The organism is Staphylococcus simulans (assembly GCF_002902285.1).
GTDB classification, from domain to species: domain Bacteria; phylum Bacillota; class Bacilli; order Staphylococcales; family Staphylococcaceae; genus Staphylococcus; species Staphylococcus simulans.
The window spans coordinates 1-24,065 of record NZ_PPRU01000025.1; the positions used below are offsets into that span (position 1 = coordinate 1).

23 protein-coding genes, 1 riboswitch and 1 other annotated feature are annotated in these 24,065 nt (G+C 35.4%); of the genes, 3 read left to right on the forward strand and 20 right to left on the reverse strand.

Translation table 11 applies throughout. The annotated features are described in order from the left end of the window. The first annotated feature begins 35 nt into the window (after nucleotides 1-35). From CD112_RS06120 to pcp, 3 genes are read left to right on the forward strand one after another with little or no spacing between them, the layout of a single operon-like run. On the forward strand, nucleotides 36-734 hold the full coding sequence (locus CD112_RS06120) for a DUF969 domain-containing protein (RefSeq protein ID WP_023016078.1): 699 nt from the start codon (nucleotides 36-38) through the stop codon (nucleotides 732-734). After that, entirely contained in the window at nucleotides 731-1,657 is a 927-nt protein-coding gene (locus CD112_RS06125) for a DUF979 domain-containing protein (RefSeq protein ID WP_023016079.1), read from the forward strand. The genes CD112_RS06120 and CD112_RS06125 overlap by 4 nt, the downstream gene beginning before the upstream one ends. A 24-nt stretch (nucleotides 1,658-1,681) precedes the next feature. Then, nucleotides 1,682-2,323, forward strand: a complete 642-nt coding sequence (pcp, locus tag CD112_RS06130) for a pyroglutamyl-peptidase I (RefSeq protein WP_002481142.1) — start codon at nucleotides 1,682-1,684, stop codon at nucleotides 2,321-2,323. 53 nt (nucleotides 2,324-2,376) lie between these two features. Here the strand turns inward: pcp and CD112_RS06135 are convergent, their stop codons facing one another. The 20 genes from CD112_RS06135 to nrdR all read right to left on the reverse strand — a co-directional run bounded on the left by CD112_RS06135 (nucleotide 2,377) and on the right by nrdR (nucleotide 23,949). Next, a complete protein-coding gene (locus CD112_RS06135) occupies nucleotides 2,377-3,453 on the reverse strand; it encodes an AbrB family transcriptional regulator (protein ID WP_002481143.1) in 1,077 nt (358 codons plus the stop codon). 180 nt (nucleotides 3,454-3,633) lie between these two features. Beyond that, nucleotides 3,634-4,923, reverse strand: a complete 1,290-nt coding sequence (gene hemL, locus CD112_RS06140; RefSeq protein ID WP_103364022.1) for a glutamate-1-semialdehyde 2,1-aminomutase — start codon at nucleotides 4,921-4,923, stop codon at nucleotides 3,634-3,636. Further along, nucleotides 4,924-5,907 carry a porphobilinogen synthase gene (hemB, locus tag CD112_RS06145; protein WP_103364023.1) on the reverse strand — a complete coding sequence of 328 codons (984 nt, stop codon included), beginning with the start codon at nucleotides 5,905-5,907 and terminating at the stop codon, nucleotides 4,924-4,926. Continuing rightward, the gene (locus CD112_RS06150) at nucleotides 5,904-6,593 is read right to left on the reverse strand and encodes a uroporphyrinogen-III synthase (RefSeq protein ID WP_070626883.1); all 690 of its coding nucleotides are present in this window, start codon (nucleotides 6,591-6,593) and stop codon (nucleotides 5,904-5,906) included. Before CD112_RS06150 ends, hemB begins: the two co-directional genes overlap by 4 nt. Before the next feature lie 24 nt (nucleotides 6,594-6,617). Further along, the gene (gene hemC, locus CD112_RS06155) at nucleotides 6,618-7,544 is read right to left on the reverse strand and encodes a hydroxymethylbilane synthase (protein ID WP_002481147.1); all 927 of its coding nucleotides are present in this window, start codon (nucleotides 7,542-7,544) and stop codon (nucleotides 6,618-6,620) included. 31 nt (nucleotides 7,545-7,575) lie between these two features. After that, on the reverse strand, nucleotides 7,576-8,400 hold the full coding sequence (locus tag CD112_RS06160) for a cytochrome C assembly family protein (protein ID WP_002481148.1): 825 nt from the start codon (nucleotides 8,398-8,400) through the stop codon (nucleotides 7,576-7,578). Between the two features lie 22 nt (nucleotides 8,401-8,422). Continuing rightward, the gene (hemA, locus tag CD112_RS06165; RefSeq protein ID WP_103364024.1) at nucleotides 8,423-9,760 is read right to left on the reverse strand and encodes a glutamyl-tRNA reductase; all 1,338 of its coding nucleotides are present in this window, start codon (nucleotides 9,758-9,760) and stop codon (nucleotides 8,423-8,425) included. A gap of 253 nt (nucleotides 9,761-10,013) precedes the next feature. Further along, nucleotides 10,014-10,601: a ribosome biogenesis GTP-binding protein YihA/YsxC gene (yihA, locus tag CD112_RS06170; protein WP_103364025.1), complete on the reverse strand. Its 588-nt coding sequence runs from the start codon at nucleotides 10,599-10,601 to the stop codon at nucleotides 10,014-10,016. Between the two features lie 148 nt (nucleotides 10,602-10,749). Next, on the reverse strand, nucleotides 10,750-12,012 hold the full coding sequence (clpX, locus tag CD112_RS06175; protein WP_023016082.1) for an ATP-dependent Clp protease ATP-binding subunit ClpX: 1,263 nt from the start codon (nucleotides 12,010-12,012) through the stop codon (nucleotides 10,750-10,752). A gap of 400 nt (nucleotides 12,013-12,412) precedes the next feature. Further along, nucleotides 12,413-13,738 (reverse strand): trigger factor, encoded by a 1,326-nt coding sequence (tig, locus tag CD112_RS06180; protein WP_103364026.1) that lies wholly within the window; start codon nucleotides 13,736-13,738, stop codon nucleotides 12,413-12,415. 161 nt (nucleotides 13,739-13,899) lie between these two features. After that, nucleotides 13,900-14,841 (reverse strand): hypothetical protein, encoded by a 942-nt coding sequence (locus tag CD112_RS06185; protein ID WP_103364027.1) that lies wholly within the window; start codon nucleotides 14,839-14,841, stop codon nucleotides 13,900-13,902. Nucleotides 14,842-14,856: 15 nt separating this feature from the next. Next, on the reverse strand, nucleotides 14,857-15,468 hold the full coding sequence (locus CD112_RS06190; protein WP_023016085.1) for an NUDIX domain-containing protein: 612 nt from the start codon (nucleotides 15,466-15,468) through the stop codon (nucleotides 14,857-14,859). 132 nt (nucleotides 15,469-15,600) lie between these two features. Beyond that, nucleotides 15,601-15,957 carry a 50S ribosomal protein L20 gene (rplT, locus tag CD112_RS06195; RefSeq protein WP_002481155.1) on the reverse strand — a complete coding sequence of 119 codons (357 nt, stop codon included), beginning with the start codon at nucleotides 15,955-15,957 and terminating at the stop codon, nucleotides 15,601-15,603. Between the two features lie 110 nt (nucleotides 15,958-16,067). After that, complete coding sequence (rpmI, locus tag CD112_RS06200) at nucleotides 16,068-16,268, reverse strand: 50S ribosomal protein L35 (protein ID WP_002481156.1); 201 nt, start codon at nucleotides 16,266-16,268, stop codon at nucleotides 16,068-16,070. Between the two features lie 31 nt (nucleotides 16,269-16,299). Then, complete coding sequence (gene infC, locus CD112_RS06205) at nucleotides 16,300-16,827, reverse strand: translation initiation factor IF-3 (RefSeq protein WP_031262802.1); 528 nt, start codon at nucleotides 16,825-16,827, stop codon at nucleotides 16,300-16,302. 23 nt (nucleotides 16,828-16,850) lie between these two features. Next, nucleotides 16,851-16,987, reverse strand: a sequence feature (ribosomal protein L20 leader region). 64 nt (nucleotides 16,988-17,051) lie between these two features. Beyond that, nucleotides 17,052-18,539 (reverse strand): amino acid permease, encoded by a 1,488-nt coding sequence (locus CD112_RS06210; protein WP_002481158.1) that lies wholly within the window; start codon nucleotides 18,537-18,539, stop codon nucleotides 17,052-17,054. Nucleotides 18,540-18,627: 88 nt separating this feature from the next. Continuing rightward, nucleotides 18,628-18,803: riboswitch (Lysine riboswitch) on the reverse strand. A gap of 57 nt (nucleotides 18,804-18,860) precedes the next feature. Beyond that, nucleotides 18,861-20,804 carry a threonine--tRNA ligase gene (gene thrS / locus CD112_RS06215; protein WP_002481159.1) on the reverse strand — a complete coding sequence of 648 codons (1,944 nt, stop codon included), beginning with the start codon at nucleotides 20,802-20,804 and terminating at the stop codon, nucleotides 18,861-18,863. 319 nt (nucleotides 20,805-21,123) lie between these two features. Next, the gene (dnaI, locus tag CD112_RS06220; RefSeq protein ID WP_002481160.1) at nucleotides 21,124-22,044 is read right to left on the reverse strand and encodes a primosomal protein DnaI; all 921 of its coding nucleotides are present in this window, start codon (nucleotides 22,042-22,044) and stop codon (nucleotides 21,124-21,126) included. Between the two features lies 1 nt (nucleotide 22,045). After that, nucleotides 22,046-23,476, reverse strand: a complete 1,431-nt coding sequence (dnaB, locus tag CD112_RS06225) for a replicative helicase loading/DNA remodeling protein DnaB (protein WP_103364028.1) — start codon at nucleotides 23,474-23,476, stop codon at nucleotides 22,046-22,048. Further along, entirely contained in the window at nucleotides 23,476-23,949 is a 474-nt protein-coding gene (nrdR, locus tag CD112_RS06230; protein WP_002481162.1) for a transcriptional regulator NrdR, read from the reverse strand. The genes dnaB and nrdR overlap by 1 nt, the downstream gene beginning before the upstream one ends. Between the last annotated feature and the right edge of the window lie 116 nt (nucleotides 23,950-24,065).

Sequence of the window (24,065 nt, forward strand, 5' to 3'; positions counted from 1 at the left end):
AATATCAAATATATTAAATTTTAAGGGGGCATTTTATGGAATGGTTAAAATTAATAGGTATTCTAGTTATTATTATCGGATTCCTATTTAAGTTTGATACGATTGCGGTTATTTTAGCTGCTGCAATTGTAACCGGACTTGTATCCGGTATGGATTTCTTTGAAATATTAGACGTCCTCGGCAAAGCTTTTGTCGATAATCGCCTGGTATCTCTTTTCTTATTAACCTTACCTATGGTTGGTTTAATTGAACGATTTGGATTAAAAAAACAAGCAACCGTATTAATCGGAAAGGTTAAATCCATGACCAGCGGACGTTTATTATCCTTATATTTATTAATTAGAGAAATTGCAGGACTCGCTTCCATTCGGATCGGAGGTCATCCTCAATTCGTACGTCCGTTAATTAATCCGATGGTTCAAGGGGCATTGAAAACAAAATATAATTTAAAACCTGAACAAATCGATGAAAAAGATGTGGAGAAAATTAAAGCAGAAGCTTCGGCTATGGAGAACTACGGTAACTTCTTTGGCCAGAATTTATTTGTAGGTGCTGCTGGCGTACTTTTAATGGTCGGTACATTCAATTCACTTGATATTAAAGTCAATGCGGTCAGTTTAGCACTTGCTTCTGTACCAATCGCAATCATCACAATTCTGATTGTCGTAGTTAAAAATATTTTGTTAGACCGTTACTTAGAACGTAAATACAGAAACAAGGAGGATCAAGCATGAGTCAACATACATTAGATACTATCCTTGAGTTCTTTTATATTTTAATTGGTATCCAATTACTTTATACAGCTTACCGTGTATTGCGAGATCCAAACAAAGAAAAACGTATTGGCACTGCCCTCTTTTGGGTATTGCTTGCGATAACATTTATTTTTGGACCGTATATACCAAACGTAATCAATGGTGCACTTATCTTGTTAATGGGACTATTAACATTAACGCGTCAGGTTACTATCAAAAACATTGTGGACGTTACTGAGGAACAAGGTAATCAAGGCGCTGAACGTTTTGGCAATAAACTCTTTTGGCCAGCAGTTGTTTTAGCTGTTGTAGCTGTCATCATTTCAAACTGGACACCTCTTGGTGGCGCTATTGGCTTAGGAATTGCTTCAGTTGTCGGTTTGATTGCTGCGTATTTCATTATCAAGCCTAAAGCAAAATACATGTTATATGACAGTGATAGATTGACACAACAAGTTGGAACAGTTGGTATCTTACCGCAATTCTTAGCAGCATTAGGAGTACTATTTACAGTCAGCGGTGTTGGAAAAGTGATTTCTAACGGTATTTCAAGTTTCTTACCTGAAGGCAATCACTTAATTGGCGCCACTGCGTATATATTAGGTATGGTCATTTTCACAATGTTGATGGGTAATGCATTTGCAGCTTTTACTGTTATTACCGCAAGTATTGGTATTCCTTTCGTCATTGCACAAGGTGCTGACCCTGCAATTGCTGGTGCACTAGCGATGACTGGTGGTTTCTGTGGTACTTTATTAACGCCAATGGCCGCAAACTTCAATACATTACCTGTTGCTTTATTAGAAATGAAAAATGAATTTAGTGTCATCAAAGCACAAATCCCAGTGGCTTTCATATTAATCTTAGTACATATCGGATTAATGTATTTCTGGGCATTTTAATAAACAGATAAAGGAGAAGATAACATGAATATTTTAGTTACAGCTTTTGATCCGTTTGGTAAAGAAAAAACAAATCCAGCTTTAGAAGCAGTGAAGTTATTACCAGAAACAATCGGTGAACATACGATTACGAAATTAGAAATCCCTACTGTATTCAACGAATCGGTTGAAGCTATTAAACAACAACTTAAAATTGAAACATATGATGCGGTACTTGCTATTGGACAAGCTGGCGGCAGATTTGATTTAACACCCGAACGTGTCGGCATTAATGTAGATGATGCAAGAATTGCAGATAATAAAGGTAATCAACCCATTGATGAAGTTATTCAAGAAGATGGCGCACCTGCTTACTTTTCAAATATGCCAGTAAAACGCCTTACACAAGCGATTAAAGATGCAGGTGTTCCTGCTTCACTTTCAAATACTGCAGGAACTTTTGTATGTAATCATGTACTCTATCAATTAGGATATTTGCATGCGACTACTTTCCCTTATATTCAATTTGGTTTTATTCATGTACCGTTCATTCCTGAACAAGTCACGAATAAACCGAATACACCTTCTATGGCGCTAGATACTATTGTTAAAGGGTTGGAAGCGGCAATCTCAGAGTTATCAGCAGATAATCGTGATGAAACTATCGCATTAGGTGAAACACATTAATTTAATAAGATGTATACAAAATAACCGCCTCATCGGGCGGTTATTTTCATATGCTACTTATTCAGTTTACGCTCAGTATAGCTTAAGAAATATTTTATGATTGGCGCGATTAAGAATAAAATGAAGAAAATTCTAAAGATATGGAAACTAGAAATGATGGCTACATCAGCATGTGTTTCCATCGCAACCAAGACAATTTGACTCATACCTCCGGGTGCTGCACCTAAGAATAAATCATTTAACGGCATATGATTAAAGAGTGATATTAAATAGACCATGACACCAGCTAATAAGATGAGCATAACATTTTGGAAAGCAATAGCAACTGCCACGCGTCCTTTTAAATCATTCATTAATTTAGAAATTTGAATACCGATTCTAATCATATAGGCAATCTGTGCTGCTGCAATTAAATAGTTATCCAGTGAAAATGTTTCATTCGTAAACATGTTCCAAGCAATTAATACCACAATTGGAGCCAGCAATTGCTTCGTTGGAAAATTAATTTTTGCCATTACAAAGTAAACGATCGCAATAGCAACAATCAACAATACGATTTGTCCAATATTCAACACGTGAGTGAGCGGTTCAAGTTCCACCAATTTACTGCTAGATGCTTCTCCGCTTCCACTCGACATAAAATAAGACATCATTGGAACCAAGATGACTACGAAGATAACACGTGAAGTCTGTGTTAAACTCACTACTAATATATTGGCACGCTTGTCTTCCTCAGCCATAATTAACATCTGGCTTAATGCTCCAGGAATAACACTTAACAATGCTGTTTCATTATTTACTTTTGCAATCTTTTTAAAGAAATATGCAATCAGTATTGCCATCCCCAACAGCAATACTGTTACTAAAACAATAGATAACCAGTTTTGCGTAATATCATTTAAAACCGTCCGTGTAAATGTGGATCCAATTTGTACCCCTAGTAAAATTAAACCCAACTGACTGAGCCAAAACGGCCATTCTACTTCCAACTTGAAGACTCGGATACAAATGATACTTGCGATTATAGGACCAAACATATAAGGCAGCATGATATTCATTGCAGATAGAATCAAACTGATAACGATTGCTAGTAATAATACGATAATATTATTACGCAATTTTTTATTCATTGATTACCACTACCCTTATCCCACTACTTTTCATTCATTATCATCATAACACGCTTTATACGAAAGTTATAAGAATTGATTTCTAACCGATATTATAATCGTTCACAAAAATAATTTATACAAAAAGAGAGTGAGACACCTAGAATTTGATGTCTCACTCTCTAATTAAGTGAATTTATATTATTTATTTGTGACGCGTTCAAATGCTTTATCAAACGCTTCAATTGTTCTCTCAATATCTTCTTTTGTATGCGCAGTAGATAAGAATGTACCTTCGAATTGAGATGGTGGTAAGAAGACGCCTTCTTTAGCCATTTCACGATACATTTCTGAGAAGAGTTTCAAGTCACTTTGGTTTGCTTGAGCAAAGTTAGTCACTGGACCTTCATTTAAGAAGTAACCAATCATTGAACCTGCTCGGTTAACTGTTAATGGTACATTATGTTTTTCAGCAACTTTTTTCAAACCTTCTTCTAAAATATCTCCAAGTTCATTGAAGTATTCGTAGCTTTCTGGTGTAAGTTGACTCAATGTTTCATAACCACTTGTCATTGCTAATGGGTTACCTGATAATGTACCTGCTTGATAAATTGAACCCACTGGCGCAATTTTATCCATAATTTCCGCTTTACCGCCGAATGCACCGACTGGTAAACCGCCACCGATTACTTTACCTAAGCAAGTTAAGTCAGGCATAACATCGAAGTAACCTTGTGCACAGTTATAACCAACTCTGAAGCCAGTCATAACTTCGTCAAAGATTAATAATGAACCATACTCATTCGTGATATCTCTTAATCCTTGTAAGAAACCTTCAATTGGTGGAACAACCCCCATATTACCTGCTACAGGTTCTACAATCACGCCGGCAATGTCATCGCCATACATTTCAAACGCTTGTTTAATCGCATCTAAATCGTTATAAGGCACTGTAATCGTACTTTTTGCTGTTCCTTCAGGTACGCCAGGAGAATCTGGTAAACCTAAAGTCGCAACACCAGAACCCGCTTTAATTAAAAGTGAGTCACTATGACCATGGTAGCAGCCTTCAAACTTCACGATTTTATCGCGGCCTGTGTAACCTCTAGCCAAACGAATTGTATCTTGAGTTGCTTCCGTACCTGATGAAACCATTCTGACTTTTTCAATTGATGGTACACGGTCGACTACAAGTTCTGCTAATTTAATTTCTTCTAATGTAGAAGCACCAAAACTTGTACCTTTATCGACTGCTTTATGCAAGCTGTCAATCACTTGTTTGTTTTCATGACCTAAAATTAAAGGTCCCCAGCTTAATACATAATCAATATACTCATTTCCATCGATATCATAGATTTTAGAACCTTTACCATGATCCATAAAGATTGCTGGCATATCTACAGATTTAAATGCACGAACTGGACTATTCACACCGCCAGGCATTAATTTTTCTGCTTTTTTAAATGCTTCAATAGACTTTTCGTAACTCATTTATTTGTCCTCCTTATCTAAATAACGACAAACATCTTTCGCGAAATACGTAATAATCATGTCTGCACCTGCACGTTTCATTGAAACCATTTGTTCCATAACGTTACGTTCTTCGTCAATCCATCCTTGTAATGCAGCTGCTTTAACCATACTGTATTCACCGCTGACATTATATGCGATAACTGGAACATACGTTCTTTCTTTAACATCTCTGATAATGTCTAAGTAACTTAACGCAGGTTTCACAATCATCATATCTGCACCTTCTTTTAAGTCACTTTCAAGTTCAAGCAGTGCTTCACGACGGTTAGCTGGATCCATTTGATACGTTCTGCGATCACCGAATGATGGTGTTGATTCAGCAGCATCACGGAATGGACCATAGAAACTTGATGCATATTTAATACCATAGCTCATGATTGGAATATTGTAGTAACCTGCATCATCTAAACCTTTACGAATTTCAGTCACAAAACCATCCATCATATTACTTGGCGCAATGATGTCAGCACCCGCTTCTACTTGAGAAATTGCTGTTTTCACAAGCAATGGTAATGTTTTATCATTATCAACATCATGTGTATGGTCATCAATTAAACCGCAGTGGCCATGATCTGTATATTCACATAAACATGTATCTGCTAACACTAACATGTCTGGATAAAGTTTTTTAGATTTTCTAGTTGCCTGTTGTATGATACCTTCATGTGCATAAGCACCTGTACCCACTGAATCTTTTTCATTTGGGACACCAAAGAACATCACCGCTCTGATACCTAAATCATAAGCTTCTTGCAATTCTTCTTCTAGGTGATTCAAGCTGATTTGATAAATCCCTGGCATAGATGGAATTTCTTGTTTAACATCGTCTCTTTCTACGACAAAGATAGGATAAATCAAATCTTCTTTACGTACGTGATTTTCTCTTACAAGACTGCGCATTGATTCATTAATACGTAATCTTCTGTGTCTATCAAAACTCATTTAAGATTCCTACTTTCTTTTATTGTATAGATTAAACCATCAATTGTTTGTTTTCGTGCTATGACAGCATCATAACCATTTTTACGAACTGTTTCATAAGTTGGTTGACCAATAGCATAACACTCAAAATCAGGTTGTACTTGGCATCGTTTCAATGCTTTAAAAAAGTTCTCAGCGGAAGATGAACTCGCAAATGCAATACCATCAGCTGACTGTTCTTTTAACAACTTAATCGCATAAAGAATATTCTGTTGATGCTCAACAGGTTCATATAAATCAATTTTTACCACATCTGCCCCACGTTCTTTTAATACCTCTTCTAATATAGGTCGTGCTGCTTTACTGCTGGGTATAAAAATAGAGGCTCCTTTTTTGAACGTAAACTTATCTAGAAATCCTTCTTGTGAAAAATCTTCAGGACAAAAATCTACTTCTATACCATGTTGTTCACAAAAGCGTTGTGTTTTTTCACCTATAACTGCTACCTTTTCATAGCGTAATAGTGAAAGATACGGTAAAAAATATCGCACTGCATTTTTAGAAGAAAATACAAGCCAAGTATAAGAACGATTTAAAACAGAATCATCAAAAGCGAGTGGTTCTAATTTAATAAAAGGCAAATGTATCCATCCTTTATCTTCTGTTGGCATTGAACTAGATTGCGTCATTATGACTGATGCACTCATAGCAATTCATCTCCGACTTATAGATTAGGCTTCATCATTTAATGCTTTAATGATTTCATATGCACCTTGTTCTTTCAAGACATCACTTGCTGCTTTGCCAAGTTCAACTGGGTTTTGTCCGTTAACTGTATGTTCAAAGCGTTGTTTACCGTCAGGTGACATGATCAAGCCTGTAAATGTTAGCTGTCCGTCATTATCAACAGTTGCGTAACCTCCAATAGGGACTTGGCAACTACCGTTCATTTCTTTAAGAAACGTACGCTCTGCAGTAACGCATTCTGCTACGCTTTGATTATGCACTTTTTTCAACAGGTCTAAAAGTTCTTCGTCATCACTACGACATTCAATTCCTAGTGCACCTTGACCGATTGCTGGAATGAGTAAATCTGGTTGTAAATACTCGGTAACGATATCATCAGACCAACCCATTCTACGTAGGCCTGCAGCTGCGAGAATAATCGCATCATAATCTTCAGTTTCTAGTTTATTAAGTCTTGTATCGATATTACCTCTAATCCATTTGATTTCAAGATTAGGGTATTTTGCTAGGATTTGTGCGCCACGTCTTAAAGAACTTGTACCAACAATGCTACCATCCGGTAAATCTGCAAGTTTCACATGATTTTTAGAAATAAATGCATCAAATGGAATTTCTCTATCAGGAACACAGCCAAGTGTTAGCCCTTCTGGTAATTCACTTGGCACGTCTTTTAAAGAGTGAATGGCTAAATCAATCTCATGGTCAAATAAGGCTTGTTGTATTTCTTTAACAAACAAACCTTTACCCCCGACTTTAGAAAGTTGTCTATCTACAATCTGATCACCTTTTGTGACGATTTCTTTGATTTCAATATCTAAATCTGGTTGTACCTCTTTTAACTTTTCAATAAATTGACGACTCTGAGTCAATGCCAATTTACTTCTTCTTGAACCAACGACAAGCTTACGCATGCCAACGTCCTCCTCTGCATAAGGTTATACTTTATCCGAAGAAATTCGGAAAATGAGAAATAAACAATAAGTTGAACATACTGAAAAGATAAATCAGCATATTAAATAAAACATGATTTAAAGGGCTTACCCATTTTCTTGTTCGTAAGAGAATGTAGATACCATAACAAATCATTACAATTATTGAAGATACCACTTTAGGATCTAGCAAAATATTGAAACCTATTGTCTGAAAACCCCATTGTGCGCCTAAAATTACTCCGATAATTAAAATAACTAATCCGATGACTGTTGAATAAAACGTCATCTTTTCTAAGCTGTACACACTACCTATTCTAAAATATTTTTGATCGAAATGCTTGTGTTTAAGGTTACGATACTGCAATACATATAACACACCATTTACAAATGCGAGTGAAAATAATGCATAACTGATAATGGCCAGCGAGACATGTATAATCAACAATTCATGATTAACATTGAATTCTGCATCTCGAATATATGTTTCATTTGGTCTGAAGGTATGTATCGACATCACAACAAACCCAATGGCATTAAACAAAAATATAGAAAAGTCTAAATGTTTTACAACACTGATGACTATAGAAATCGATAAAATCATCCAGTTCAAAAAATAAAACACATCAAAGACCGAACCGAGCGGAACCGCTCTGGCCATATTGATATATAAAGACAAAGAGATTGTTTGCAGTAACCAAACAATCCCTAGTGTGTAGAACCCTAAGGTTCTAATTTTATGATTCTTTTTAAAAAAATCATAAAAATAGCAAGAAATACTGAGTAAATAAATCAGCAAGGTTACTTCATGGAAACGCACGAAAAATATATCTTGCATATCATCACCATACTATGGCTGTTTAATCAAAACCTAAGATTTGTCTTGCTGAAAGTCGGCGTTCTTTTTTTGCAAAACTCTTTTCATATTCGCTTTCAGCTTCAATATCAAAGATATTTTGGAACAGCTCTAATTTTTCACTGCTATTTTTATCATTACTCAATTCTTTAGCTTGTTTAATCGGATCTTTCAACATTTGATTAATGATACTTTTAGTATGTTTAGAAATCACTTTACGTTCACGTTCACTTAAATCAGGTAATTTACGGTCAATGCTATCCATAGTTTCTTGTTGGATATGCATTGCTTTTTCACGTAAAGCTCTGATAACAGGAACGACACCTAACATGTTGACCCAATCGTTATGCGTTGCGATTTCATGTGGAATTTGTTCAGCGATTTGCGCTGCTGCTGCTTCTCTTTCACGTAAATTAGCATCAACAAGTCCTTTTAGGTCATCGATATCGTAGCTGAAAATGTTCATGTCGGATTCAATAGCTGGATCAATATCTCTAGGTACCGCAATATCGATTAAAACCATTGACTCTTGTTTACGTTGACGTTTTACAGATTCCATTATATTTCGAGTAATAATATAGTCAGATGCACTTGTTGAACTAATTACTATATCCGCATTGACTAATAAGTTTTCTAATTCTTCCATAGTGGCATAAGAAGCTTGATGCTTCTCTGCTAATTGACGTGCACGCTCAGCTGTTCTATTCACAACCGTAACATGTTCGATACCTGAACCCATTAGGTTCAGTAATGAGAGTTCACTCATTTCGCCGGCACCAATAATCACAGCGTGTTGTGATTTAAAATTGCCGAATACTTTTTTAGCTAATTCTACGGCTGCATATGAAACACTGACAGCATTATCAGCAATATCTGATTCATGATGTGCACGTTTCGCAAATGTGATTGCTTGTTTAAATAAATGATTGAAAATCGTACCTGTTGTACCAACTTCTTGTGCTGTAAAGAATGCATCTCTCATTTGGCCAAGAATTTGTGTTTCCCCTAACACAATAGAATCTAAGCCTGAAGTTACATTAAATAAATGTTCTACAGCTTCATCCCCCACCAATGCTTCAGACATTGATTTGATTTCTTCAACTTCTAAACCGAATTTACGCGCTAAAAAGCGTTGGATGTAATAACGTCCAGTGTGAATCTGGTCTGCTACTGCATAGACTTCTGTTCGGTTGCATGTTGATAAAATCACGTTTTCTAATATTGATTTAGTTTCAAATAAATCAATATGCGATTCTTGTATGGCATCAGCTTTGAAAGCAACTTTCTCTCTCAGTGCTACATCAGCGGTACGATGGTTGATGCTTATCGCAATTATATGCATTTTTAACGCCCTCCATACTATTGACAATACACTAATTATAACACACAAATTTAAACCTTAAAGCCATCAAACCTTTTTAATTAGAAATATTCTAATCTAGAAAAGGCCTAGTCATAATTTTGTCATATTTCACTTTAAATGCTAACTACATCCATATTATTGACACATTTGCTAAAAAGTTGATACTCACAATCTTTATCATGATTCACAGGTTTCATAAACAATAAAGGTCATCTTTTTTACATAAAACTCATTATAAATAACTTTGAATCGCATTCCATATCACTTGTTGATTCTTATTATTTATCGATGAATAACTGATAATTGTATCTTCACTTTCCATTTCAAGTTTTTCTCTAATCACTTTAAGATGCTTTTGAATCTTACCTTTAGCGATTTTATCTTGTTTCGTCGCAATGATTAAAACCGGCAGATCATAATACTTTAAGAAATCATACATCAGTACATCGTCTTGAGTCGGCGCATGTCTAATATCAATTAATTGGATTACCAGCTTCAATTGTTCACGTTCAGTAATATATTTTTCTATCATTTTACCAAACTGTTCTCTCTGTTTTTTACTTACTTTCGCATAGCCATAACCTGGTACATCCACAAAAACAAGTTGTTGATCTATATCATAAAAATTCAATGTTTGTGTTTTCCCTGGCTGTTGTGAAGATCTTGCCATATTTTTACGTCCAATCATACTATTGATGAACGTTGATTTGCCTACATTTGAACGCCCGCTTAACGCCACTTCATCAAGCCCTGTTTCTGGATACTGATCGGGTTTGACTGCACTGATTAACAGTTCTATATTATTTGGGTTGATATTCATATTCGACCTCTTTTCTACTACTTTTAGATTGATTCGCGTTTCATTATATCAAATTTTAATTTTAAAAGTGAATATATTATCAAAAATGCCCATAAAAATAGCACTCTCATACTCTCAACAGAGTAAAAGAGTGCTTGATTTATCTAAACTATGCAGAAGTTTTTTCTAAATTCACTTTGTTACCTTCTGCATCGTACAATTCTGGTGTAGATTCATTATTGATTGTATCAGCAGTGATAACCACTTTTGCTACATCATCTGTAGACGGAATATCATACATGATTTCAATTAATGACTCTTCAATGATTGAACGTAAGCCACGTGCACCAGTTTTACGTTCGATAGCTTTTTCAGCAATCGCTGATAAAGCTTCTTCAGTAAATTCTAGTTCAACATGATCTAGCTCAAGCATTTTTTTGTATTGTTTAACTAACGCATTCTTAGGTTGCGTTAAGATATTTTTCAATGCTGAAATATCTAATGTTTCTAAGTTTGCGACAATTGGAATACGTCCGATAAATTCTGGAATTAATCCATAAGATTGTAAATCTTCTGGACGAATGTGTTCTAATAGTGCACTTTCATCAACTTTCGCCGCTTCATTGCTTGCGAAGCCGATTACTTTTTCACCTAAACGACGTTTGATGACATCATCGATACCATCAAAGGCACCACCAAGGATAAATAAGATATTCGTTGTATCAATTTGAATAAACTCTTGGTTAGGATGCTTACGTCCGCCTTGAGGTGGAACACTTGCAGTTGTACCTTCTAGAATTTTAAGCAATGCTTGTTGAACACCTTCACCTGACACATCACGTGTAATTGAAGTGTTTTCTGATTTACGTGCAATCTTATCAATTTCATCCACGTAAATAATACCTTTTTCAGCTTTATCAATATCAAAGTCAGCTGCTTGGATTAAACGTAGTAAGATATTTTCTACGTCTTCACCAACATAACCTGCTTCAGTTAAACTTGTTGCATCCGCAATCGCAAATGGAACATTCAATGTTTTAGCTAAAGTTTGTGCAAGTAATGTTTTACCGCTACCTGTAGGTCCGATTAAAGCAACGTTACTTTTTTGTAGTTCTACATCGTCATCATTCGGTCCTAGTTGTTGGATACGTTTATAGTGGTTGTATACAGCAACAGATAATGATTTCTTAGCTTTTTCTTGACCAATTACATAGTTGTTTAATTGATCCATAATCTCTTTCGGGGTCGGTAAATCTGTAAATTCTTCTGTAGCAGTTTGCGCAAGTTCTTCTTCAACAATTTCTGAACATAATTCAATACATTCATTACAAATGTACACGCCGCTACCAGCTACAAGTTTCTTAACTTGGTCTTGGTCTTTACCACAGAAAGAACATTTCAATTTTTCTTCATCTTCATTGAACTTAAACATTTATTATTTACACCTCTATTCCATAAAGACTATACTAAAACACTTTATAGTATGCAATAAATGTGTTTATAGACTTTATCGTTTCTTTTAAAACCTGTATATATCCGACATTTTTGCAGGTTTTAGTTCATTTACAATTATTTTTATTTTATCTATGGTGATTTCATTACTTTATCAACTTGTATATTGAATATATCATTTTGTAAAGGTTATGCAACAAAATTGCTTACAAACAATATAGCACAAGCATATCTAAAACGAAATGATTTCGACCGTAAATCACTGTAGAGGATGAAATCACATGTTTTAATTCATATGATGCACATGCATCTCAGTATGAATCAGTTATCATGCAACTTCACCCTCTACCTATTCATTTATTCAATTGGAAATGAATGAATTATTTTTCTTCTTTTTCTTCTTCTTTGTTATCTTCTTTACCTTCAACAAATTTAGCATTGTCTACTAATAAATCGATAACTTTTTTAACACGTACATCACCTTTAATTAAGTCAGTGTTGCCTAATGTTTTCTTGATATCTTCAGCAGAGATACCGAATTGTGTGCTCATTGCTTCTAACTCTTTATCAACATCTTCTTCAGATGCTTCTACGTCTTCAGCATTCGCAATCGCAGTTAATGTTAAGTTAGTTTTAACACGTGCTTCTGCGTCGTCTTTCATTTGTTCTCTTAATTGAGATTCATCTTGACCAGAGATTTGGAAGTAAGTTTCTAAGTTAAGACCTGATTGTTGAATACGTTGTTCGAATTCTTGCATCATACGGTTTAACTCAGTGTTAATCATAGCTTCTGGAATATCTACTTCAGCATTTTCAACTGCTTTGTTGATTGCTTCTTCTTTTTCAATATTTTCAGCATTGACTTTCTTTTCTTCTTCAAGACGTTTGCGAAGATTTTCTTTATATTCATCAACGTTATCTGCATCTGAATCTAATTCGTTCGCAATTTCATCGTCTAATTCTGGAACATTTTTGTATTTGATTTCATTAATTTTTACTTTGAATGTTGCTTCTTTACCAGCTAATTCTTCAGCGTGGTATTCTTCTGGGAATGTAACTTTAACGTCTTTTTCTTCACCAGTTTTTAAGCCAACTAATTGTTCTTCGAAACCAGGGATGAACATACCTGAACCGATTTCTAAATCGTAACCTTCAGCTTGTCCGCCTTCAAATTGTTCACCATCAACATAACCATCGAAGTCTAAGTTTAAAGTATCGCCTTCTTCAACTGCACCATCTTCTTTGATTACCATTTCAGCTAAGTAACCTAAGCTGTGATCAATTTGTTCTTGTAATTCTTCGTCTGTTAATTCAGCATTTTGTCTTTCAATTTCAAGACCTTTGTATTCACCAAGTTTTACTTCTGGTTCAACTGTAACAGTAGCGTTGAATTTCAAGTCTTTACCTTTTTCGATTTGTGTTACTTCGATTTCTGGTTGATCAACTGGTTTGATACCAGTTTCTTCGATAGCTTCACCATAAGCTTCTGGTAATAAGATATCTACTGCATCTTGGTAAAGTGCTTCTACACCAAAACGTTGTTCAAAAATTTGGCGAGGAACTTTCCCTTTACGGAAACCAGGAATATTTACTTGTTTAACTACTTTCTTGAATGCTTGATCGATTGCTTGATCTACTTTTTTAGCAGGAACTGTAACTTCTAAAACGCCTTGGTTACCTTCCTTTTTTTCCCATGTTGCTGTCATGTATAAAAACCTCCATGATAATCCTTTTTTAATTTTTCAACTTTTTCATTATAGCATACGTATAAATTGGTTACAAACCTGGTGATTAGAACGTATACGCAATGTTAAAACAAACTAATTTTTCATTTTCTATCAAGGTCAATAATATCATATTACCCCAATTATTGAGTGATATTCTGTTCTATCGCATGAATCCACTTCAAAACAGGTTCACTCATATGTTTCTCTGCTGATTCTGATAGATTCAACATATCTTCTATATAATTGAAGAATGTGTCAATCCATGCGTCTACAGGTGCTTCTTGTTCGATTTCCAATGGATAAATACCAATTGCAAAACCTTGCAACATCTGTGAAATTTCACTTCGCATCTGACTGCCGAATTGGTCTTCAAATTGTTGCATCACCGCTGGAATTACCTTTTGTGTAAAAGATGCATATTCAAGTCCTGGCAGATCTTTCGGTACGACTTTAAATTCTGCATTATTTTTAACAAAATTGATTTCGTGTTGATACTGCGCTTTTTTCAAATATTCTAAGATAATTGTTTGCACATGCGAATGAAGTCGTTCTTGATTTAAAATTTCCGCAAAAGTTTCCGCAAAGCCATATTGGCCTTCATGCATCATATCGAATAATAAATATAACTGTTGATCAATAGTCAGCGTTGTAAAGCGACTCATTTTTGAAATATAGTGCTTTTTATTTTGATTCAGCTGCATTTGTGCATCTTCTTTAATAGGAAACAACTGCATGCGTATATCATGATCTTTTACTTGATCAATAATCTGATTGAACAGGTTAACACATTCATAATATTGGCCTAACCCATGCAGACTTGTCATATAATACACCATTAAGCGATTATATGCATCGAAGCCTTGTTTCAACAAGATAATCGCTTCTTCACGCAATTCTAAGTATTGTTCCATTCTCAGAAGCATTTCACACTTCAGTAAAGCCAAGTCAGTATCGAGCTCAAAATCTTTTTCATACTTCATAAAAAGATCATACATCTCATCATACTGTTCATGCTTAAAAGATGTTTTAATATCATTAATCAATTTAGATTGATTTTGTGGAAATGGGATTATGTCAGTCATTATTAACACCCGCTTCTAATTAAATGCTTGTAAGATTAATGCACTCCATGTTTCAAAATCATCGTAATTTTCAATTTTACCTTGATTCATCCATTTGATTTTAAGTGTGTCAGTTTCTTTTGCTTCTACACTATTTGAATCTACTCTGATTTTAAATACGACACCTAAATGAACTTCTCCTACTTCGTTCGTATCATCGTTAATAAAACCAATGTATTCCATGTTTTGTGTTTTGCTGCTGTTAAGACCGACTTCTTCTTCTAGCTCGCGTTGTGCGTTCACACGTAAGACTTCATTAATAGATTGTGCATCCATAACATCATTCATATGACCGCCGACACCAATTGATGACTGTCCATGCAGACGACTTTCACCGCCACCAGAAAGGCGTTCATATACTAATATTTCGCCCTTTTCGTTCTCTAATAAACAATATGAAATTAATTGTTTATATGTCGGATCTTCTTCCATATCACCGCGACGTTTCACTTCGTACTTGTCTAAGTTATCGAAAATCGCTTCCCCTGACGGATCATTTTTTGATAAGAAACCATTAAATGCGTCTTTTTCTTTGTTAAAAACAATTTCTCTTGGTACTACAATTATTCTTTCATCAAATTTCGACATGTGTTTCTCCTTTACTTTGTGTTTATGTACTTGTCTGTATTCTATCAAAGTTTTAAAATCAACGTAAAGTTGTATTAAAAAAACTCAATCATCAGTACGCTTATCTACCAATGATTGAGTATTGTAAATGAATTATTTTAAAGCTGCTTTAGCTTTTTCAACTAATTCGCCGAAAGCTTTGTCGTCTGAAATTGCAATTTCAGAAAGCATTTTACGGTTAATGTCGATGTCAGCTTGTTTTAAGCCATTCATTAATTTTGAGTAGCTTAAGCCGTGGTTGCGAGCTGCTGCATTGATACGAGTGATCCATAATTTACGGAAGTCACGTTTTCTTTGACGACGGTCACGGAATGCGTATTGACCTGATTTCATTACTTGTTGTTTAGCTACTTTATATAAAGTATGTTTAGAGCCGAAGTAACCTTTAGCTAATTTGATTACTTTTTTACGACGCGCTCTTGTTACTGTTCCACCTTTAACACGTGGCATATTGAATTCCTCCTTGGTTATATCTATAACTCTGATTATTTTTGATTTGTTTCAGGCGCTTTCTTTATTTCAAAGCTAAAGCTGACCTGTGTGTTTATCTCGTTAATAACTTATTTTTTGTAAGCTAATAATTGTGCTACACGCTTCATATCACTTTTAGAAACTAAAGCTGATTTACGTAATTGACGTTTTTGTTTAGTGCTTTTGTTTGCGAATAAGTGAGAAGTATAAGCTCTTGAACGTTTTAATTTACCTGAAGCAGTTCTTTTAACACGTTTAGCTGCTCCGCGGTGTGTTTTCATTTTAGGCATAATGAAATTCCTCCTGTAATATCTTTAAAAATTATTTTTCTGCTAGTGGTGCTAGCATAATAAACATTTGACGGCCTTCCATTTTAGGCTTTTGTTCAACTGTAGCGATATCTTTGCATTCGCCTGCAAATTTCTCTAATACACGTTGACCAATTTCCTTATGAGTGATGGCACGTCCTCTGAAACGAATTGAAACTTTACATTTATCGCCTTTAGTTAAGAATTTGCGTCCTTGTTTCAACTTAGTTTGGAAATCATGTTCCTCAATTGTTGGACTTAAACGAATTTCTTTAACATTGATAACTTTTTGTTTTTTCTTCATTTCTTTTTCTTTTTTCTGTTGCTCGAATTTGTATTTACCGTAATCCATAATACGAGCAACAGGTGGTTTAGCGTTAGGCGCTACTACGACTAAATCTAAACCAACACGATCAGCCATTTCTAATGCTTCACGTTTTTGTTTAACACCGATTTGTTCACCGTCTTGACCAATGACACGAATTTCTCTTGCGCGAATTCTATCGTTAACTTGCGTTTGATCTTTTGCTATGGTTAACACCTCCGTTATATTTACGAAATATCCCAAGTAAAAAAGAGCGGACACAGAAGTGCCCGCTCTTTTCCATAAAGTCAACGTCATCATTGTAACGTTGTTTTGGACCTGCCAACAGCCTTAAGCGTCGCTACAGGTGAGAAGCGGGAAGCTTCTACTTGGTTCGTTTCGTATTCAACGTATACAATCATATCAACATTACAAGACAAAGTCAATTAAAATTTTTAACTTTATTTAAATTGGCTCATATCCACGTCTTGACTTAAGTCAACTTGTTTCAATGGAATTTTTTTAGTTTTATATCTGATTTTATGATACAAGAAGAATGCTAAGAAAACTGGAATACCCATGTAAGTGATAATGAAGCGATTTGGATCAAAATCACCTGTTTTAATGAAATCAACATCTTGGCCGATAATAACAATCACACATAAGATACCTGCGAAAATCGGACCGAATGGGAACCATTTAGCTTTGTATTTCAATTCATGTTTATCATAATTTTGGACTTTAAAAGCACGTCTGAATCGGTAGTGACTGATTGCAATACCAACCCATGCGATAAAGCCTGTCATACCACTTGCTGCAACGATGTATTCATATGCATCACCGCTTAAGCGTTGTATTAAGAAGATTAATACTGTTACGGCGCCAGTTGCGATTAATGCTAAGAATGGCACACCATGCTTTGTAGTTTTACCAAATGCTGATGCTGCAAGTTTATCTTTACTCATAGAGTACAACATACGTGTTGATGCGTACATACCAGAGTTACCTGCTGATAATACTGAAGTTAAGATAACTGCGTTCATAAATGATGCCGCAAACGCTAAACCAGCATTTTTAAATACTAATGTAAATGGTGATGTCGCGATGTTATCTTCTCCGCCCATCAATGCTGGATGAGTATAAGGAATAATCATACCAATTACAAAGATAGCTAAGATATAGAATAATAAAATTCTCCAGAATACTTGTTTAATTGCTTTTGGTACAGCACGTTCAGGATTTTCTGATTCCCCTGCTGTAATACCGATTAACTCTGTTCCTTGGAATGAGAAACCAGCAATTAAGAATACACCTAAGATTGATAATAAGCTTCCGCCTAAATTACCACCTAAAATCGGGCCGTCACCAGAAGTGAATGTTTCAAATCCGATGAATTTACCGCCCATGATACCGACAATAGTAAGTAAGCCGATACCAATAAAGACAATAACTGTAATTACTTTAATTAATGCAAACCAATATTCACTTTCACCATACACTCTAACTGATAATGAGTTTAAAGCGAAGATGATGATAAGGAAGAGTACACTCCATGCCCATGCAGGAATGCCTTTCATTGGATCCCAGTACTGAATCACTTGCGCTGCAATCGTTACGTCAGCTGCTACAGTGATAACCCAGTTAAACCAATAGTTCCATCCTAAAGCAAAGCCTAATGATGGGTCTACAAATCGTGTTGCGTACGTACTGAATGAACCAGATACTGGTAAGTACGTTGCCATTTCTCCTAATGATGTCATCAAGAAGAACACCATAATACCGATAACTGCGTAGGCGATTAATGCGCCGAGTGGTCCAGCATCATGAATTGCACCGCCAGATGTAACGAATAATCCTGTTCCGATACATCCCCCGATGGCGATCATGGAAATATGACGGTCTTTCAGACCTCTTTGGATGCCTGCATCCTGATTAGATTGATTGTTCATAATCGATTCCTTTCTTTAGTATAGAGGCTTGCATGAATACAAAAAATGATGGCCGCTACAGATATGCGACCATCACTTGAAATTTATCATATACGGTAGCACATCACATTATGTGACAGTCCAGTTCCTATTCGGAAACTGACCCAAAATACAATAGTTATGGCTATTGTAAATTTCGGCATCTTTGCCTTTAACTTATTCAACCTACGCTCCAATAAAGCTTCTGATAAGCAACTCATCAAAGATGCAACCTCTAACACTTTTTTAATATTTAATTAACTACATTGTAATATACCTTAATTCAAGACTGATTTCAAGGTCTTAATTCGAACGTTGTTTTTTTAGACGAATTTCATCGACTAAATTCCAGATGAATTCATCTTTTTCTACAGTTTCTTGATCTTTAGAACCGTATTTACGCACGTTCACTTCATTGTTTTCAATTTCTTTGTCTCCAATTACAAGTTGATATGGGATTTTATGCATTTGTGCTTCACGGATTTTATATCCCATTTTTTCATTACGATCATCAATTTCTACACGCACACCTTGTGATTTTAATTCATCTTGGATTTGACGTGCATAATCATAATGTAAGTCCACATTAACTGGGATGATTTCAACTTGCATTGGTGCTAACCAAGTTGGGAAAGCCCCTTTAGTTTCTTCAGTTAAGAATGCTACGAAACGTTCCATAGTTGATACCACACCACGGTGGATAACTACTGGACGGTGTTCTTCACCATCTTTACCGATATAAGCTAAGTCGAAACGTTCTGGTAATAAGAAGTCAAGTTGAACTGTTGATAAAGTTTCTTCTTTACCCATAGCTGTTTTAACTTGAACGTCTAATTTAGGACCGTAGAATGCCGCTTCACCTACCGCTTCTTCATACGGTAAGTTCATTTCATCTACTGCTTCTTTCAACATTGCCTCAGCTTTGTTCCACATTTCATCATCATCGAAATATTTCTCTGTATCTTCTGGATCACGATAGCTTAAACGGAAGCTGTAGTTTTCGAAACCAAAGTCTTTGTATACTTCTTGAACTAATTCAACTACACGTTTGAACTCTTCTTTAATTTGATCTGGGCGTACGAAGATGTGTGCGTCATTTAAAGTCATACCACGTACACGTTGTAAGCCTGATACCGCACCACTTGCTTCATAACGATGCATTGTACCTAATTCAGCAATACGAATTGGTAATTCTCTGTATGAATGTGGTTTGTTTTTATAAATCATCATATGGTGTGGACAGTTCATCGGACGTAAAACCATTTCTTCAGTTTCGTCCAATTTCATTGGTGGGAACATGTCATCTTGGTAATGATCCCAGTGTCCTGAAGTTTTATATAAGTCAACATTAGCTAAAACAGGTGTATAAACATGGTCATAGCCTAAACTAACTTCTTTGTCTACGATGTAACGTTCAATTTCACGACGAATTGTTGCACCATTTGGTAACCACAATGGTAAACCAGCGCCTACTAATTGACTGTTCATAAATAAGTCTAATTCTTTACCGATTTTACGGTGGTCACGTTCTTTACGTTCTTCAAGCATTTTTAAATGTGCTTTTAATTCTTTTTTATCAAAGAACGCTGTACCATAAATACGTTGTAACATTTTATTGTTGCTGTCACCGCGCCAATATGCACCTGCTGTAGATAATAGTTTGAACTCTTTGATTTTTGAAGTAGATGGTACGTGTACACCACGGCATAAGTCAGTGAATTCCCCTTGTGTATATAGTGTCACATTTTCATCTTCAGGAATTGCATCGATTAATTCTTGTTTATACGGATCGTCTTTAAAGAAGTCTTTCGCTTCATTACGGCTGACTACTTTACGTTCAATTTTATGATTTTCATTTACAATTTGTTTCATTGTTTTTTCGATTTCAGGGAAATCATCTGAAGAGATTTTAGCATCAGTATCGAAATCATAGTAGAAACCGCCTTCAATGACAGGACCTACACCGAATTTCACGTCGCCATACAAACGTTTTAATGCTTGTGCCATTAAATGCGCTGTAGAGTGACGTAACACTTCAAGTGCTTCTTCACTGCCAGGAGTTACGATTTCAATTGATCCATCTTCTTCAAGTGGACGAGTCAAATCAACCATTTGTCCATTAAATTTACCTGCTACTGCTTTTTTTCTTAACCCAGGACTGATTGATTGTGCGATTTCTTCAGTAGTAATGCCTTTATCAAATTCAGAACTGTTGCCATCTGGAAATGTAATACTAATTTTGTCCATTCATAAACGCCTCCATTTATAATCTTCACGTAAAACAAAAAGAACCCCGCCCTATAAAGGGACGAGGTTCTCGTGATACCACCCTAGTTTAAGAAACAGAACATTCCCATGATACTGTTTCTCATCTCTGCATAAGATAACGGTCTTGAGCCGGATATCCATTACGAATATCATTTATCTAAAAGGGAGTAACATATTAGTATGTTAACTGCTTTCTCATCATCAGCAATTTTCTGTATAACAGTGAAAAACATGTCATATCCTTTAATGTTTACGTTGATTTAGATTTAATTCTATTATAACTCATTTTCAAAAAATATCAATCATCACGATAATTCTCGCCGACTAATTCATAGGGTTCTGCTAAAGATTTAATACGTTCCATAATTCTAGCAGCTTTTGTCTGTTCAGAGCCATCTCGCGTCATCGCTAAATGGTGTTCTAAAGCTTTGAAATCAAAGTTTGAGCTAAAGAATGTCGGCAACTCTTGTACCATTCTATAATGCAGTAATGGTCCGATGACTTCGTCACGCACCCAAGGTGTGACTTCTTCTGCACCGATATCATCTAGCATGAGGATATTCGCTTCTCTGACCACTTGTAATTTACGTTCAAATGAACCATCTTTAAATCCATTTTTTAACGTACGGATGAATTCAGGTAGGTATACAATCGTTGAAGGAATCAGTTTGGACTTCAATTGATTGGCAATCGCACCTAAAATAAAGGATTTACCTGTACCAAAAGAACCATATAAATATAAACCTTTAACACTTTCTCCTCTTACGATTGCTTTACATAATTCATCAGCTTTCATAGCTACATTTAAACGTTCACGATTATCCATATAAATATCTGCTAATTTAGCATCTAACGTATCTCTCTGCATATGATGTGAAGTGATTAAATGTGCTTCTCGTTGTTCTTGATCGTGTTTGATTTTGCATGGACATGGAAGGTATTTGATTTTAATTCTGTTATGTTCAATATAGAGTTCAGGTACATGACCTTTAACAAAGTTAGGACAATCTTTGAATTCATGGCCATCATAATGTTTTTGCTGGTCTTTATATTCTTGCAAAATATTCAAGTCTTCTTCAATCATCCGATTCGTTACTTCAGATTGATGTTCTTCTAGGAAGCGTTTAACGTCAGGATCATTAATTACATCTCTTTTGATTTTCTCAAATCTTTTTTGAAAATCTGGAGATGTCTGCATGATATTGCTGAAACGTTTCATATTATTCATCCTCCTTCCATGTTTCTTTTAAGTGTTGTAAAAAGGCTGCACTATCTTGCGCGAGAGATTGGTCGGTTGAAGCGGATGAACGTTTTTCACCTTTCTTACGACGTTTTTCATGTTCTCGATTCAACAGCCAATCAGGTGTAATCTCTTTTGATACAGGATTTCTTCTATTATTAAAGCGTTTTGGACCGCTTTGTTGTTGATAACTTTTAGTTTGACGTTCTTGTTCATCCTTTTTCAACTTCATCACATGATGATAGGCTTCTTCTGCAGAACTGATTTCCAATTTTTTCCAGTTTGATGCAATCTCTAATATATACTTTTTAGTCAATTTCATCCCACTATTTAACATAGCGTATTGTAATAACATATTAATTACACCAAACGGTAATTGTTCTCGCACGATTATGTCTTCTATCATATATTTTTGTTGAGGTGTCGGTTCTGAACCCGACCACCCTGTCAACATATCAATCGGACTTAAATTATCCATTAATTTAAACCATTGTTTAAACTCTTCATCTGTTTGAGGAATAGAATTGATTTCTATTTGTGCCTCTTCTGCAGTTTCTGGTCGAACAGGTTCTGCTTGCGCCTCTAAAGACGGCAATTGATTTTCGTGTTCAATCGCATAAAACGCACGCGCTTGTTTACGCAATTCTTCAAACGAAATTTTTTGTGCACTTGTCAGCGATTTTAAAATCAAATTCTTCATCCCTTCCGGCGTTATACCGTATAGCACAGCGAGTTGTGTAATGAGATGTTTCGTTTTTTCTTCTATTATTTCTGCACTGACAAAATGATTGCTTAGTAATTGATACAACAATTCGAAGTCAAAGTGAACACGGTCTAAGTTCATACCATCGTATTTTTGTGTTTCTGTTATTTGATGTGTCGTATCTACCTTATCTAACGCATGATTTGGTACTTTAAAAACATCTGTAAAATTTCTTGTCACTTCATGATAATTTGATAAATCAACTTGTGTCGTTTCAAAATAACGACGTAATTCATGGAAACGTTTACCCTCAACTTCTTTATAGAGATAAACAGATAACATAGGATCATTGAAAAATGTTTTTGGTGATGGCGGATCGACTAACAAATACACAAATTGTGATTGATTTTCATCATGTTTTGCATAGGTTTTAATCAGTCCAATCGCTTCCAAACGATTCATTTCTTCTCTGAATTGACCTAGGTTTAATTTCAACTCACTCATAATCACATAATGTGTATAGTCTTTTTGTTGTTTAACCTCTGCAAACTGAGAAAGATAATGATACACACCGATGGCTGTTGTGCCGATAAGTGGTGTAAACAAACGGTTCAATACTTCGAGTTGAGATGCAGAAAGTTTTTGTGCTTGCAGCACTTTGAATGGATCTTGCGGACGTAATCCAAAGTCATTTTGACTCAACTTCATCAAGATTCACTCCGTTTATTCTTTTCTTGTAAGATGCCTTGCATAGATTCAAGCAATTGATCGACATCTTTAAATTCTTTATATACAGAGGCGAATCTTACATAGGATACTTGATCCACATGCATTAATAAATTCATCACATGTTCGCCAATTTCTCTTGAAGAAACCTCTGCATGGCCTTCATCTCTTAAACGCCATTCTACTTTATTTGTAATATCTTCAAGCTGTTGATAACCGACTGGTCTCTTTTCACACGAACGAACGAGCCCATTCAATATTTTGTCACGTGAAAACTGCTCACGTGTGCCATCTTTTTTCACTACGATAAGCGGACTCATTTCAATATGCTCAAATGTAGTAAAACGAGTGCCGCAATTTTCACATTCACGGCGTCTGCGAATGGCATTGGCTTCATCAGCATGTCTAGAATCTATCACACGAGAATGCGTAGAATTACATTTAGGGCATTTCATTCATTTTCACCTCTTTAATTGATTACGCCTATTATACTATAAAAGTGCAAGTCACAAAAGAAAGGAAGCCAGCACATAAAAAAACCAGTTAATCAGAGCCCTACTTCTGATTAACT

What these genes read in the sequence shown, in the direction of transcription:
- CD112_RS06120 (WP_023016078.1), top strand. Translation starts at nt 36, where the DNA reads ATGGAATGGTTAAAATTAATAGGTATTCTAGTTATTATTATCGGATTC.
- CD112_RS06125 (WP_023016079.1), top strand. Translation starts at nt 731, where the DNA reads ATGAGTCAACATACATTAGATACTATCCTTGAGTTCTTTTATATTTTA.
- pcp (WP_002481142.1), top strand. Translation starts at nt 1,682, where the DNA reads ATGAATATTTTAGTTACAGCTTTTGATCCGTTTGGTAAAGAAAAAACA.
- CD112_RS06135 (WP_002481143.1), bottom strand. Translation starts at nt 3,453, where the DNA reads ATGAATAAAAAATTGCGTAATAATATTATCGTATTATTACTAGCAATC.
- hemL (WP_103364022.1), bottom strand. Translation starts at nt 4,923, where the DNA reads ATGAGTTACGAAAAGTCTATTGAAGCATTTAAAAAAGCAGAAAAATTA.
- hemB (WP_103364023.1), bottom strand. Translation starts at nt 5,907, where the DNA reads ATGAGTTTTGATAGACACAGAAGATTACGTATTAATGAATCAATGCGC.
- CD112_RS06150 (WP_070626883.1), bottom strand. Translation starts at nt 6,593, where the DNA reads ATGAGTGCATCAGTCATAATGACGCAATCTAGTTCAATGCCAACAGAA.
- hemC (WP_002481147.1), bottom strand. Translation starts at nt 7,544, where the DNA reads ATGCGTAAGCTTGTCGTTGGTTCAAGAAGAAGTAAATTGGCATTGACT.
- CD112_RS06160 (WP_002481148.1), bottom strand. Translation starts at nt 8,400, where the DNA reads ATGCAAGATATATTTTTCGTGCGTTTCCATGAAGTAACCTTGCTGATT.
- hemA (WP_103364024.1), bottom strand. Translation starts at nt 9,760, where the DNA reads ATGCATATAATTGCGATAAGCATCAACCATCGTACCGCTGATGTAGCA.
- yihA (WP_103364025.1), bottom strand. Translation starts at nt 10,601, where the DNA reads ATGAATATCAACCCAAATAATATAGAACTGTTAATCAGTGCAGTCAAA.
- clpX (WP_023016082.1), bottom strand. Translation starts at nt 12,012, where the DNA reads ATGTTTAAGTTCAATGAAGATGAAGAAAAATTGAAATGTTCTTTCTGT.
- tig (WP_103364026.1), bottom strand. Translation starts at nt 13,738, where the DNA reads ATGACAGCAACATGGGAAAAAAAGGAAGGTAACCAAGGCGTTTTAGAA.
- CD112_RS06185 (WP_103364027.1), bottom strand. Translation starts at nt 14,841, where the DNA reads ATGACTGACATAATCCCATTTCCACAAAATCAATCTAAATTGATTAAT.
- CD112_RS06190 (WP_023016085.1), bottom strand. Translation starts at nt 15,468, where the DNA reads ATGTCGAAATTTGATGAAAGAATAATTGTAGTACCAAGAGAAATTGTT.
- rplT (WP_002481155.1), bottom strand. Translation starts at nt 15,957, where the DNA reads ATGCCACGTGTTAAAGGTGGAACAGTAACAAGAGCGCGTCGTAAAAAA.
- rpmI (WP_002481156.1), bottom strand. Translation starts at nt 16,268, where the DNA reads ATGCCTAAAATGAAAACACACCGCGGAGCAGCTAAACGTGTTAAAAGA.
- CD112_RS06210 (WP_002481158.1), bottom strand. Translation starts at nt 18,539, where the DNA reads ATGAACAATCAATCTAATCAGGATGCAGGCATCCAAAGAGGTCTGAAA.
- thrS (WP_002481159.1), bottom strand. Translation starts at nt 20,804, where the DNA reads ATGGACAAAATTAGTATTACATTTCCAGATGGCAACAGTTCTGAATTT.
- dnaI (WP_002481160.1), bottom strand. Translation starts at nt 22,044, where the DNA reads ATGAAACGTTTCAGCAATATCATGCAGACATCTCCAGATTTTCAAAAA.
- dnaB (WP_103364028.1), bottom strand. Translation starts at nt 23,476, where the DNA reads ATGAAGTTGAGTCAAAATGACTTTGGATTACGTCCGCAAGATCCATTC.
- nrdR (WP_002481162.1), bottom strand. Translation starts at nt 23,949, where the DNA reads ATGAAATGCCCTAAATGTAATTCTACGCATTCTCGTGTGATAGATTCT.